The sequence below is a fragment of the Pseudobutyrivibrio ruminis CF1b genome (assembly GCF_000424005.1).
Lineage (GTDB): Bacteria > Bacillota > Clostridia > Lachnospirales > Lachnospiraceae > Pseudobutyrivibrio > Pseudobutyrivibrio ruminis_C.
Map to the genome: position 1 here is coordinate 298,324 of NZ_AUJB01000008.1, position 14,165 is coordinate 312,488.

Consider the following 14,165-nt stretch of genomic DNA (forward strand, 5'->3'; position numbering starts at 1 on the left):
ACATTTTCCAAAATTCCGGCGTTAATAAACAGTTGCAGTACCTAGTACAGCTGCCTGTTTATTGCCTTGGAATTTAGAAAAATGAAAAATTTTAATAAATAAGGAGAATTTTTAAAATGGCAAGAAGAAGAATTATTGCCGGCAACTGGAAGATGAACATGACACCTTCTGAGGCTGTAAAGCTTGTTGCTGAGCTTAAAGATTTAGTAAAGAACGATGATGTAGACGTAGTATACTGTGTACCTGCAATCGATATCGTTCCTGTAGTAGAGGCTGTAAAGGGCACAAACGTAAACGTTGGTGCTGAGAACTTCTACATCGAGGATAAGGGTGCTTTCACAGGCGAGATTTCAGCTCCTATGCTTGTAGACGCTGGTGTTAAGTACGTTATCATGGGACACTCTGAGAGAAGAGATATCTTTGGTGAGGATGATATCCTTATCAACGCAAAGGTTAAGAAGGCATTCGCTGCTGGTCTTACACCAATCCTTTGCTGTGGCGAGTCACTTGCACTTCGCAAGGCTGGCACATACAAGGAGTGGATCGAGAGACAGATCACATGGGATCTTACAGGTGTTACAGCTGACCAGGTTAAGAACCTTGTTATCGCTTACGAGCCAATCTGGGCTATCGGTACAGGTGAGACAGCTACAGCTGATCAGGCTGAAGAAGTTTGTGCATTCATCCGTGAGCTTATTGCTAAGCTTTATGATGGTGCAACAGCAGAGGCTGTTCGTATCCAGTACGGCGGTTCTATGAACGCTGGTAATGCAGCTGAGCTTCTCAGCAAGCCAAACATCGATGGTGGTCTTATCGGTGGTGCTTCTCTTAAGCCAGACTTTGGTAAGATTGTTAACGCTTAATTAGTAATAAAAAACTCCTAAAGTTTTTATAAATGCACTAGGTTTCTAGTGCATTTTTTTTATTCAAAACCCTTGAGTTTTATGATATAATTTGCGCTGATGGACGTTTTGTGCCCAAAGGAGTTTTTTATGACACGATTATCTCGTTTATTCCTTATATCAGGATTTTGTTTTTTAGCAATGACGGCTTGTGGTAAAGAGGATGCTGAGCAGGCAGAAGATGCAGTTGATACCACTGAGCAGGTTGCTTTCGATGATGTAGAGGTTGAGGACTACACGGTCCTTTCTTATAGTGAGTTAGAGGTACTTGCTTATCAGGGCGATACCGAAGCTCAGGTTATGCTTGGCAGGATGCTGGAATATGGCACCGAGGATGTTAAGCAGAATTTCGCAGAGGCCATTTCATGGTATCAGATGGCATCTGATTCGGGCAGTGTTGATGGTACCGATGCACTTGGTTATTTCTATCTTACAGGTGCCGGTGTTGATCAAAACCTTGATAAAGCAGAAGAGCTTTTCAAATCAGCAATAGATGCAGGTTCGGTAAATGCAAAGGTCGGTCTTGCCAGAGTACTTTTGGAAAAAGGCGACTACGAAGCAGCTTTAGCTGATATTGATGAGATGACAGAAGATAAATCCCAGGAAAAGTCAGAAGAGAAGACTTCCAAAAAGAAGGATGATTCTGAGGAGCCAGAAGAAAATGAGCTTTCGCAGATAGTTGAGTTGCTTATAGTAGCTCAGCAGGCAGGCGACCTGGATGGTGGCTATTATCTTGGATACATCTATGAAAAGGGAATCGGAGTCACTCAGGATTACAAAAAGGCTTATGACTATTACAATAGAGTAGTCAGAAGCACTAGCACGGCATTAAATGACAGAGATTCAATTAATCTTTCTAATATTGCCATCGGTCTTATGTACATAAAAGGCTACGGCGTTGGTGTTGATACCGATGCAGCCTTGGAACATTTCACTGTGGCATCAGATAATTCTTCCCCAAAGGCCAGCTATTATATCGGTCAGATGTATGAAAAGGGCATTGGAGTTGATAAAGATTACGAGAAAGCCATGGAGTACTACTTAAAGGCAGCGGACTTTGATTTTGCTCCGGCACTTAATCAAATCGGATATCTTTATTACAATGGTTTTGGGGTTGATGTGGATTTCGCGTCAGCAGTTTATTATCAAAAACTTGCTGCATTGCAGGGATATGCAATCGCACAGGTTAATCTAGGTTTTCTTTACGAAAACGGATACGGGGTTGAGAGGAATTTGGAAACAGCTTTATCCTATTACGAAATGGCTGCAAATTCAGGTTATGAAGGAGCGACGGAGGCTGTTGTCCGAGTAAAGGCACAGATAAATGAGGAAATGTAGTTATGGCTTAGCTATGATTATGTTTTTCACTTTATTACTAGTTGGATGCGGCATAAAAGAGACAAATGTGGAGACATATGCGAAACTAAAAGAGAGCCAACCACAAAAAATACAAATAGCAGACTTAAGTGATGCTTGGGATACCATTCTGAATAATAGTACAAGAGCGTTTATAGGCGGTCATCCTATCGATGAGACCTTTTTATCAATGGTCACTCATGAGTATGGGGACGATATTGTCCAGGAGATTGCCAGCTACGCAAATTTTGAGACACCAGAAATATGGTATGAGCTTACAGGCAAAAGTATTCACGTTCTATGGTACGAATATTGTAAGAGTACCGGAATAGAAAATTACTCTTTTGACAGAATCCATGAAGTAGATATAGATAGCGAGGATATAGTGCTTGATTTCACAGGCGATATATCTTTTGCAAATGGTGTAGCAACCACAGAATATATGGATCATCAGATAGGTGGAATTACAGATTGTTTCTCCGAGGACTTATTGGCAGAAATGCGTTCGGCTAATATTTTGATGATAAATAACGAGTTTGCCTACACTACAAGAGGAGCTGCTCTTGAGGGAAAAGCATATACCTTCAGAGGAGACCCTAGCAGAGTTTCTCTTTTAGAGGAGCTTGGAGTTGATATTGTTAGCGTTGCTAACAACCATGTATTTGATTACGGCGAGACTGGTCTTAAGGACACACTTGATACACTGAAAGGTGCTAATATGCCTTTTGTAGGGGCAGGTGTGAATTTAGATGAAGCTAGAAAGCCAGTCTATTTTATAGCAGGAGGCAGAAAGATAGCTATTTGTTCTGCCACACAGATAGAACGCACTCTTAGTTTTACACAGGAGGCTACTGACACATTGCCAGGCGTTCTAAAATGTCTTCATCCAGAGATTTTCTGTGATGTGATCAGAGAGGCCAAAGCCAATGCGGATTATGTTATTGTTATTCCACATTGGGGCACAGAAGGTAATGCCAATTACGGTGAAGACCAGGTAGCACTTGCAAGAAGCTTTGTGGAAGCAGGAGCAGATGTTATCATTGGCGGTCACACCCATTGCTTACAGACAGTAGAGTATATGGATAATGTTCCTATTTTCTACAGCCTTGGAAATTATTGGTTCTCCATTACAGGAGAGATGCCAGCAGATTATCAGACTGGATTAGCTCAGATTAAGATTTCTAAGGACGGACAGATTGATGCAAATTTCTTTCCATGCAAATTTACATCAGGTGTCACGAGCCTTTTAAATAAAGACGATAAAGCATATAGCGATATCATAGACGGTCTCAATAGTCTTTCAAGCACAGCTGCGATAGACGCCATGGGACACATTACAAAAAAACAATAGAATAATGGACTAGTAACACACTAGGCATTTAAGGAGGAATTACTATGAGTAAGAAACCTGTAGTACTTATGGTTCTCGATGGATATGGTCTCAATGACAATCCAAAGGGAAACGCCATTGCAATGGCAAAGACACCTGTTATGGATAAGCTTATGGCTGAGTGCCCATTTGTTCCGGGCCAGGCATCAGGCTTGTTCGTTGGTCTTCCAGATGGCCAGATGGGAAATTCAGAGGTAGGTCACATGAATATCGGTGCAGGCCGTATCATCTACCAGGATCTCACAAGAATCACTAAGGCTATCAATGATGGCGAGTTCTTCGAGAACAAGGTTCTTCTTCAGGCAATTGAAAACTGCAAAAAGAACGATTCTGATTTACACCTTTGGGGTCTTCTTTCAGACGGTGGCGTTCACAGCCACATTGAGCACCTTTACGGTATGCTCGAGATGTGCAAGAAGAACGGTCTTACAAAGGTATTCGTTCATGCATTCCTTGATGGTAGAGATACACCACCAGCTTCTGGTAAGGATTTCTTAGCACAGCTTCAGGCTAAGATGGACGAGATTGGCGTTGGTGCAATCGCTTCTATTTCTGGTCGTTACTATGCTATGGATAGAGATAACAACTGGGATCGTGTACAGAAGGCTTATGACTCACTTGTTAAGGGTGAGGGCGTTAAGGCTACTTCAGTTCCAGATGCTATGCAGGCTTCTTATGATGAGGGAGTTACAGATGAGTTCGTACTTCCTACAGTTATCACAGATGCTGCAGGTGCACCACTTTCAGTTGTAAAGAACGGCGATTCAGTTGTATTCTTCAACTTCCGTCCAGACCGTGCTCGTGAAATCACAAGAGCATTCTGCGATGATAAGTTCACAGGATTCGACAGAGAATTCCTTGATTTATACTATGCTTGCTTCAAGGATTATGATGAGACAATCCCTAACAAGCACATTGCTTTCGAGAAGGAGAGCATTACAAATACTTTCGGCGAGTTCCTTGCAAACAATGGTTTAAAGCAGCTTAGACTTGCTGAGACAGAAAAATACGCACACGTTACATTCTTCTTCAACGGTGGTGTTGAAGAGCCTAATAAGGACGAGGAGAGAATCCTTGTTAACTCACCAAAGGATGTAGCTACATATGACCTTAAGCCTGAGATGTCGGCTCCAGAGGTTGGCGCAAAGCTTGTAGACGCTATCAAGTCTAACAAGTACGATGTTATCGTTATCAACTTTGCTAACCCAGATATGGTAGGTCATACTGGCGTCATAGAGGCAGCTGTTGCAGCTGTAGAGCGTGTTGACTCACTTGTAGGAGAGGCAGTAGAGGCAGTTAAGGAGATGGATGGAGCATTATTCATCTGTGCTGACCACGGAAATGCTGAGAAGATGTTAGATTATGAGACAGGAGAGCCACACACAGCTCACACAACAAATCCTGTTCCATTTATCTTAGTTAATTATGATAGTGATTACACACTTCGTGAAGGCGGCGCATTGTGTGACATCGCTCCTACACTTATCGAGATCATGGGTCTTGAGCAGCCAAAGGAGATGACTGGTAAGTCACTTTTAATTAAGAAATAATTGTTCGCCCCCTTTTAGGGGGCTGAGCGATTAAAATAAACTAAATAAAAAGAGAGAGGATTTGATTATGAAACCAATTAAAGAGGGAAAAGTAAGAGAAGTATACGATAACGGAGATAGCATTATCATGGTGGCAACAGATCGTATATCTGCATTCGATGTAATTTTAAAGAATAAGATTGTTAATAAGGGTGCTGTTCTTACACAGATGTCTAAGTTCTGGTTCGACCTTACAAAGGACATCGTTCCAAATCACATGCTTTCAACTGATGTAAAAGATATGCCTGAGTTCTTCCAAAACGAGGAGTACAAGGGTAAGTCAATGATGTGCAAGAAGCTTACAATGCTTCCAATCGAGTGCATCGTTCGCGGTTACATCACAGGCTCTGGCTGGGCTAGCTACAAGGAGAACGGTACTGTTTGTGGCATCGAGCTTCCAGCAGGTCTTAAGGAATCTGATAAGCTCCCTGAGCCTATCTACACTCCTTCTACTAAGGCAGAAATTGGTGATCATGATGAAAATATCTCTTTCGAGCGTTCCATTGAAGTTCTTGAAAAGGAATTTCCTGGTCACGGTTTAGAGTACGCTACTGCTCTCCGTGATAATACAATTGCTCTTTATAAGAAGTGTGCTGATTATGCCCTTACAAAGGGTATCATCATTGCAGATACAAAGTTTGAGTTTGGTCTTGATGAGGCAGGCAATATTGTACTTGCCGACGAGATGCTTACACCAGACAGCTCACGTTTCTGGCCATTAGAGGGATATGAGGCAGGCCATGGTCAGCCATCCTTTGATAAGCAGTTTGTACGCGATTGGCTCAAGGCAAATCCAGAGTCTGATTACCTCCTTCCACAGGATGTTATCGACAAGACTATCGATAAGTACCTTGAGGCATACAAGCTTCTTACTGGAAAAGAATTAGCAGCCTAATGGCTGTTAGTAGCTTTGAAATGACTAACACTGTAATAGGAGTAATTAATGGGAGATTTTAACTTAAAGGACATGCCATGGGACGGACTGCATGAGGAGTGCGGCGTCTTTGCTATGTATGATTTCGACGGTGGGGACGTTGCCTCCTCTATTTATTATGGCCTTTTTGCTTTACAGCACAGAGGACAGGAGAGCTGCGGTATCGCCGTATCAGACACAAATGGTCCAAAGCGTAACTATGCTTTGCATAAGGACATGGGCCTTGTTAATGAAGTTTTTAATCAGGAAATCTTAGAGGGAATGCACGGAGATATCGGTGTAGGTCACACCAGATATTCTACAGCAGGTTCATCTTGCCGTGAGAATGCGCAGCCTCTCGTACTTTCCTATGTAAAGGGACTTCTTGGAATGGCACACAATGGAAATCTTATCAATGCTGAAGAGCTTCGTGATGAGCTTTCTATGACAGGTGCTATTTTCCAGACAACTATCGATTCAGAAACAATCGCATATATTATCGCAAGAGAGCGTCTTAACAGCACCACAGTTGAGGAAGCTGTTGCAAGAGCCTGCGACAGAATCAAGGGAGCATATTCTCTTGTAGTAATGTCGCCTCGAAAGCTTATTGCTGCACGTGATCCACAGGGATTCAGACCTCTTTGTATTGGTAAGCGTGATAATGCTTATGTTATCGCATCTGAGACATGCGCTCTTGATACAATCGGAGCAGAATTTGTTCGCGATGTTGAGCCAGGTGAGATTGTTACTATTTCTCCAGATTTTGGAATCAAATCTGACAAGAGCAGATGTGTAGATAAATCAAAGCACGGTCGCTGTATTTTTGAATACATTTATTTTGCAAGACCTGATTCTGATATAGATGGAATTTCTGTTTATGAATCAAGAATTAAGGCTGGTCGATTCCTTGCTCAGGATTCTCCAGTTGAGGCGGACTTAGTTGTTGGTGTTCCTGAATCAGGAAATGCTGCTGCCCAGGGATTTTCTCTTGAGTCTGGCATTCCTTATGGAACAGCCTTCGTAAAGAATAGTTATGTGGGCAGAACCTTCATAAAGCCAAAGCAGGCCAGCAGACAGTCATCTGTTCAGGTAAAACTTAATGCCTTAAGAGAGGTTGTAAGAGGAAAGAGAATCATTATGATAGATGATTCAATCGTTCGTGGTACTACATCTGACCGCATTGTTAAGATGCTTAGAGATGCTGGTGCAACAGAGGTGCACGTTCGTATTGCATCACCACCATTCTTATGGCCTTGTTATTTCGGTACAGATGTACCATGTCGAGAGCAGCTAATTGCATACAAGCATTCAGTAGATGAAATATGCAAGATTATTGGAGCTGATTCAATGGCATACCTGAATTTTGAACGTTTGCCACAGATGGTTGATGGATTAGACATTTGTCATGGATGTTTCGATGGAAACTACCCAATAGAACCACCAAAACATGATATAAGAGGAGAATACGATGAGTAACACAGATAGATACAGTAGCCCACTTTCAGAGAGATATGCAAGCAAGGAGATGCAGTACATCTTTTCACAGGATAAAAAGTTTTCTACTTGGCGCAGACTTTGGATTGCCCTTGCAGAGACTGAGATGGAGCTTGGCCTTTCTCAGGACGGCAAGCCAGTCATTACACAGGAGATGATTGACGAGATGAAGCAGCACATCGAGGATATTAATTATGATGTAGCTGTTGCTCGTGAGAAGGAAGTTAGACATGATGTAATGAGTCACGTATACGCTTATGGCAAGCAGTGCCCTAAGGCTGCAGGTATTATTCACCTTGGCGCTACAAGCTGCTACGTTGGTGATAATACAGATATCATCATTATGCGCGATGCACTTCTTCTCATCAGAAAGAAGCTTGTGAATGTAATTGCAGAGCTTGCAGCATTTGCTGATAAGTATAAGAATCAGCCTACACTTGCATTTACTCATTTCCAGCCAGCACAGCCTACAACAGTAGGAAAGCGTGCTACACTCTGGCTTAATGAGTTCGTTATGGACCTTGAGGACCTTGATTATGTGCTTTCTACACTTAAGCTTCTCGGTTCTAAGGGTACTACAGGTACACAGGCAAGCTTCCTTGAGCTTTTCAACGGAGACAACGACACAATCGATAAGATTGATCCTACAATCGCAAAGAAGATGGGATTTGAGTCTTGCTACCCAGTATCAGGCCAGACATATTCACGTAAGGTAGATACAAGAGTTTGCAACATTCTTGCAGGCATTGCAGCATCAGCTCACAAGATGTCAAACGATATTCGTCTTCTTCAGCACCTTAAGGAAGTAGAAGAGCCATTTGAGAAGAGCCAGATTGGTTCATCTGCTATGGCTTACAAGAGAAATCCTATGAGAAGCGAGAGAATCGCATCTCTTTCAAGATACGTAATGATTGATGCACTTAATCCTGCTATCACATCAGCTACTCAGTGGTTCGAGCGTACACTTGATGATTCAGCTAACAAGCGTCTTTCTATCGCAGAGGGATTCCTTGCTACTGATGGTGTATTAGACCTTTGCCTTAACGTAGTAGATGGTCTTGTAGTTTACGATAAGGTTATTACAAAGCGTCTTATGTCTGAGCTTCCATTTATGGCTACAGAGAACATCATGATGGATGCTGTTAAGCTTGGTGGTAACAGACAGGAGCTTCACGAGAAGATTAGAACTCTTTCTATGGAAGCTGGAAAGAACGTAAAGGTAGAAGGTAAGGAGAACAATCTTCTTGAGCTTATCGCAGCAGATGATGAGTTCCCAATGGGCCTTGAGGAGCTTGAGGCTACAATGGAGCCAGCCCGCTACGTTGGCCGTAGCCCACGTCAGGTAGAGGTTTACCTTCGTGATGTTATTACACCTATCCTTGATGCAAACAAGGATATCCTTGGTGTAAAGGCTGAGATTAACGTATAATTTTAAATGTTGATTTAAGAGTGACTTCGAAATTTCGGAGTCACTTTTTTATTTACTTCTTTACTTTATCGGTTTAAAGCGCTAGAATTAAATCAATATTTTATAAAAAGGGAGAAATATAATATGGAACTAATAAAAAAGTACAACAGTACAAGTCTTATTTTGCGAATTGTAATAGGACTAGTGATAGGTGTAATCCTTGGATTATTATTTGATAACCTGTCATTTATCGCATTACTTGGAAGCATCTTTGTAGGAGCTTTAAAGGCTGTAGCTCCAGTGCTTGTATTTGTCCTTGTTATTTCTGCACTTGCTCAGGGTAATGATAAGCTTGATAGAAGATTTGGGCTTGTTCTTATTCTTTACATGGCTAGTACCTTACTTGCATCTGTAGTAGCTGTTATCGGAAGCTTCCTCTTCCCACAGACACTTACACTTACAGAAGCTGCCAGCGCAGATACTATTCCTACAAGCGTAGGAGAGGTTCTTGCAAACCTTCTTAAGACTATGGTATCAAACCCTGTAAGCTCACTTGCAGAGGGAAGATACATTGGTATTCTTTTCTGGGCAGTAGTTCTTGGTGTTTCGGCAAAGAGAATTGCCAGTGACAGCACAAAGCAGATGCTGGCTGATATCGCTGATATCGTATCACAGGCAGTTAGATGGATTATCAACCTTGCACCATTTGGTATCATGGGTCTTGTTTACGAGAACGTATCTACAAATGGTATGTCTATCTTTACAGATTATGGAAAGCTTTTAATTCTTCTTGTAGGATGTATGCTTGCAGTTGCACTTATTGTAGATCCACTTCTTGCAGCAATCGTTCTTAGAAGAAATCCATATCCACTTGTATTTAGATGCCTTAGAGAATCAGGTGTGACAGCATTCTTCACAAGAAGCTCAGCTGCTAACATACCTGTAAACATGGAGCTCTGTGAGAAGCTTGGTATGGATCCTGAAATGTATGCAGTTTCAATTCCTCTTGGAGCTACAATCAACATGGACGGTGCTGCTATTACAATCGCAGTAATGTCACTTGCAGCTGCAAATACAGTAGGAATTCAGGTTTCATTTGCCACAGCACTTATCCTTGCTTTCATCGCTACTCTTGCTGCATGTGGAGCTTCAGGTGTTGCCGGTGGTTCACTCCTTCTTATCCCAATGGCATGCTCATTGTTCGGAGTTAATGCTGATGTAGCTATGCAGGTAGTAGCTGTTGGATTTATCATCGGTGTAGTTCAGGATTCTGTTGAGACTGCTCTTAACTCATCTGGTGATGTTATGTTTGCCGCTACAGCAGAGTATGCTCAGTGGAAAAAGCAGGGTAAATCACTTCCTACATTTTTAGGCGGAGATACCAAACTTGATATCTAATTTTTATTGATTTTTATCCATCCCAATGTGGGCTTAGTGCTTCACATTGGGATTTTTTTTGCCGATATATAGTAATGGAATATATCCTACATTATTATGGGGCGGTGAAAATAAATGGATAAAAAGTATCTTATACGAATATTGGCACTGACTATGGTTGTGGTGCTGGTTCATACGTATTTAAATAAAGAATTCCTTTTTACTGAAGCAGACGAGTTGGACTTAAATATAGGCACTATTTTGGAAATGAGCGCTGGGAACGCTGAAGAGGTGGAACAACCAGCTGAGCCTGTAGAAGAGCCTAAGGGTGAAGAAGAGGTAAAGTCTGAAGAGGAGCCAAAAGTCGAAGAAGAAGCTGTACCTGGTGAAGGTAAAAGTACAGAGGAAGAAAAAAAGCCTGAGGGAACAGAAGAGGTAAATGGGGAGGTGCCAAAATCGTCAGAGGAAACTGCTGATGAGGATGGTCAAAATAAAGAGGGCCAAAAGAAATCTGTCAAACTACTAAAAAGTGGTGCAGGCACTACAGATGGAGATGACCCAGACGGAGATGATAATCAGGATGGTCAGGATGGGACTGGTGATTCAACGGGAGAAGATGACAAGTGGACAATATCTGTAAGAGATGGTATTGAGCATGTATCAATTGAAATATCAAATTGTAATCCAGCTACTGGGGATACTGTGTCAATTTTAGCCAGACCAGATGATGGATACAGGTTAAAGAGTCTTACTGTAAAGCCAACAGAGGCAGATACATTTTCTGAAATATCATTTACACCTATAGAAAGTAATACCTATGAGTTTACCCAACCAGAGGGAAATGCAGTAGTAGAAGCCTCGGCAGAAATAATAAGCTACACCATAGCAACTCCTACAACAGAGCAGACAGAGTGTAGCATTCAGATTCAAAGTATCATTAAGCAGCCAGGTTCTATAGCTGAAGGTAATGCTAATGCCTGTGTGGGCGACAAGGTAGTTTTGGCAGTAACATCAAAGGTGGGATGCATTCTTTCATCTATTACCGTTACAGCCAGTACAGGTAATATAGATGCTGTAATGAATCTGGATGGTAATTACGAATTCATAATGCCAGCTGCAAATGTTGATTCTATAGTTGCAGTCTTTACAGATTTTATTATTCTCGAAGAGACTACAAAACCATTTATAGTAAATGCCAATGGTAATGCTGTTCCACAGGTGGGAGACCGACTGACAGGTGTTACATATGCATTGCCAAGTATTCAGTGGCAATGGTATGCAGATGATACGCCTATAGAAGGTGCCACCGAGCAGATTCTTGTATTAACAGAAAGAGAACTTGGAAAGACCATAAGGGTACAGGCTACACAGCCTCGCAATGCTGCAGGAGAAGGCCGACCAGGTACGGATATTTCTCTTATGTCTGATGCAACTCCTGCTGTAGTGGGTAAAGTGGTTGGAACTATTACTACTGAAGAAGTGACAGCAGCCACTATATATGATTATGTAAACGAGACTATTAATGTGACAGCTGATTATGAGGTGGCTTTGTCCGATTCAGTATTGGAAGGGCAGGCATCTTTAGTTATCACGGAAATACTAGATAGAGAAGTAAACAGGGTAGTTTATGTCAGAAGAAAGGCTACAGAGACATCGCCTGCAAGTGAGTGGCTTCCTGTATTTCTTCCAGAACGACCAGCGGCACCAGTATTAAGTGTGGAAAATGCTGTGGTTACTGACTGGGATAATGGTGGATTGGTGGGAACAACCGCTGCCATGGAATACAGGCTTGCATCAGAAACAACTTATATCAGAGCAAACGATTCATACACCAAAGTAAAAGTTGGTAAGTATGTGGTAAGATATGCAGCCAGCGACACCTCCTTTGCCGGAAAGACAGCAGAGTATACAGTACACAGGCAGTTTGTTGAGCTGACAGCCCAAAGCAAACCTATTATTGTGAATATTACCGCATCCAGAACTCAGCCTGTTGTTGGTGATACCCTTGAGGTACAGGTAAATGCCGGCCCTGGACTTTCATATCAGTGGTATGCAAACAGTACTGCCATCAGTGGTGCAACAGCCACAAGATTTACTTTGCCTTCAAGCACATATAATAAGAGGATTACTGTAAAGGTAACACAGGCTGCAAATGTGGACGGAGAAGGACATCCAGCAAATGCCATAACAGTATCTTCGGATTATGTGGGCCCAGTAAAGAAGGCTCCGGGGGATTCCATTGGGGAATCAGAAATACGAGGACACCTTAGCTACAATTATCCTATGGAGGTAGTAGCTGTTAGTTCAGGTTATGAGATTTCTACAGGCTCTGGTTCATCTGGTTCATCAAGCCTAAAGCTGACAAGTGTTCTGGATAGAAGCAGTGCTAAATATATTTACGGAAGGAAGAAAGCTTCTGACTGGCAGGAGGCAAGCTCATGGGTACGTGTTAGTATTCCAGAACGACCTGCAAGTCCTGGTAATCTTTCCACAGAAAGTGCATCAAGTGCTACTGCAGCTGATGGCAAGATAATTGGTACAAGCCCTTCAATGGAATATAAACTGAGTGGCTCTTCATCTTATACTCAGGCTTCACCTGGCGAAACTGTAGTTAAAGCAGGTACCTATTTAGTGCGAGTGGCTGCCACAGGTTCAAATTTTGCCAGCAAATATGTGACAGTAAAAGTTGATTCAAAAAAGGAAGAAACTACAGTAAAAACTAAGACTACAGCAAAGAGAACCACTACAAAGAGTGCCAAGAAGGTCACCAGTGTTAAGAAAGATACAGAAGAGGAAGAGGTATCGGATTTAGATTTTGATCTTATTGATAAGGATGAATTATGGAAAACTCTTCCACAGGATATCAAAACCACTTTAAAAGAAGTATTAGAGGAGTCAAAGGGAGAACTGGTAGATGCAAATGCAATTTTAGACCCTTCATTGGATACAGGCATTCAGGTTGCTGTAAATGATGTCCCTATAGCCCTTGTAGTAGGAAAAGGTGTTATTATCATCGAACTGGAAAAAATAGATTCAGGGGTAATTTTACCTGATGCTTATGGCGTGGCTAAAGGAATCCTTACAGAGGAGCAGATCGATTTAATCTCAAGAGGTGGAGTAGTTGAGTTAAAGATAGCTGCAGATTCTGTTATTGAAGATAGAATATCAGCAGAAGAGAAAACTGTTTTTGAAAATAGTTTTACTGAGTACAGTGGTGATTATCCTAATCTGACAAAAGCAGGATATATGGAAATAAATATATCCTACAAATTCAGCGATCACGATTGGAAGGAAGTCACTGAGACACTGCAGCCAATAAAGTTTGTTTTCGCTTTACCTGATGACCTTAAAAATATATCAGATATCTTTTATATGATACGAGTACACAATGGTCAAAGCGCGCTTTTAAGCGATATGGATGAAGATGCTGAGACAGTTACCATCTGTTCAGAACAGTTTTCAACGTATCTTTTGGTTCGCACACCGTTTGTACCAGTAGCCAGTGAAGAATCACAGGCAGAGGTCACAGATGAAAAACAAGGAAATCCTATAAAGTTCTTTATAGCCAACCAATGGCCGATTCTTTTCTGGGCGTTAGTTGGACTTGACGTATTTTACATTGTTTTGAAAAAGGTTAGAAAAGTAAGACGGCTGAAAAGATTAGAGGCTGCCAAATAATGAAATAACTCCCTTGCCAAAAGGCAGGGGAGTTTTTCTTTATGATTTTCACATAGCC

9 protein-coding genes are annotated in these 14,165 nt (G+C 41.8%); all 9 read left to right on the forward strand.

Annotated elements, in window-relative coordinates; genetic code table 11:
• The first annotated feature begins 116 nt into the window (after positions 1–116).
• The 9 genes from tpiA to G592_RS0103790 all read left to right on the forward strand — a co-directional run bounded on the left by tpiA (position 117) and on the right by G592_RS0103790 (position 14,107).
• Positions 117–863 carry a triose-phosphate isomerase gene (gene tpiA / locus G592_RS0103750; RefSeq protein WP_028246628.1) on the forward strand — a complete coding sequence of 249 codons (747 nt, stop codon included), beginning with the start codon at positions 117–119 and terminating at the stop codon, positions 861–863.
• 129 nt (positions 864–992) lie between these two features.
• Positions 993–2,240 carry a tetratricopeptide repeat protein gene (locus G592_RS0103755; RefSeq protein WP_028246629.1) on the forward strand — a complete coding sequence of 416 codons (1,248 nt, stop codon included), beginning with the start codon at positions 993–995 and terminating at the stop codon, positions 2,238–2,240.
• The gene (locus tag G592_RS15575) at positions 2,227–3,609 is read left to right on the forward strand and encodes a CapA family protein (RefSeq protein WP_081660304.1); all 1,383 of its coding nucleotides are present in this window, start codon (positions 2,227–2,229) and stop codon (positions 3,607–3,609) included. Before G592_RS0103755 ends, G592_RS15575 begins: the two co-directional genes overlap by 14 nt.
• A 44-nt stretch (positions 3,610–3,653) precedes the next feature.
• A complete protein-coding gene (gene gpmI / locus G592_RS0103765) occupies positions 3,654–5,198 on the forward strand; it encodes a 2,3-bisphosphoglycerate-independent phosphoglycerate mutase (RefSeq protein WP_028246630.1) in 1,545 nt (514 codons plus the stop codon).
• A gap of 67 nt (positions 5,199–5,265) precedes the next feature.
• Entirely contained in the window at positions 5,266–6,132 is an 867-nt protein-coding gene (locus G592_RS0103770) for a phosphoribosylaminoimidazolesuccinocarboxamide synthase (protein ID WP_028246631.1), read from the forward strand.
• Between the two features lie 48 nt (positions 6,133–6,180).
• Positions 6,181–7,626: an amidophosphoribosyltransferase gene (gene purF, locus G592_RS0103775; protein WP_028246632.1), complete on the forward strand. Its 1,446-nt coding sequence runs from the start codon at positions 6,181–6,183 to the stop codon at positions 7,624–7,626.
• On the forward strand, positions 7,619–9,073 hold the full coding sequence (gene purB, locus G592_RS0103780) for an adenylosuccinate lyase (RefSeq protein ID WP_028246633.1): 1,455 nt from the start codon (positions 7,619–7,621) through the stop codon (positions 9,071–9,073). The genes purF and purB overlap by 8 nt, the downstream gene beginning before the upstream one ends.
• 123 nt (positions 9,074–9,196) lie before the next feature.
• Positions 9,197–10,450 carry a serine/threonine transporter SstT gene (gene sstT / locus G592_RS0103785; RefSeq protein WP_028246634.1) on the forward strand — a complete coding sequence of 418 codons (1,254 nt, stop codon included), beginning with the start codon at positions 9,197–9,199 and terminating at the stop codon, positions 10,448–10,450.
• Positions 10,451–10,564: 114 nt separating this feature from the next.
• Positions 10,565–14,107, forward strand: coding sequence for a hypothetical protein (locus G592_RS0103790; RefSeq protein WP_028246635.1), 3,543 nt, complete (start codon positions 10,565–10,567; stop codon positions 14,105–14,107).
• Positions 14,108–14,165: the final 58 nt, after the last annotated feature.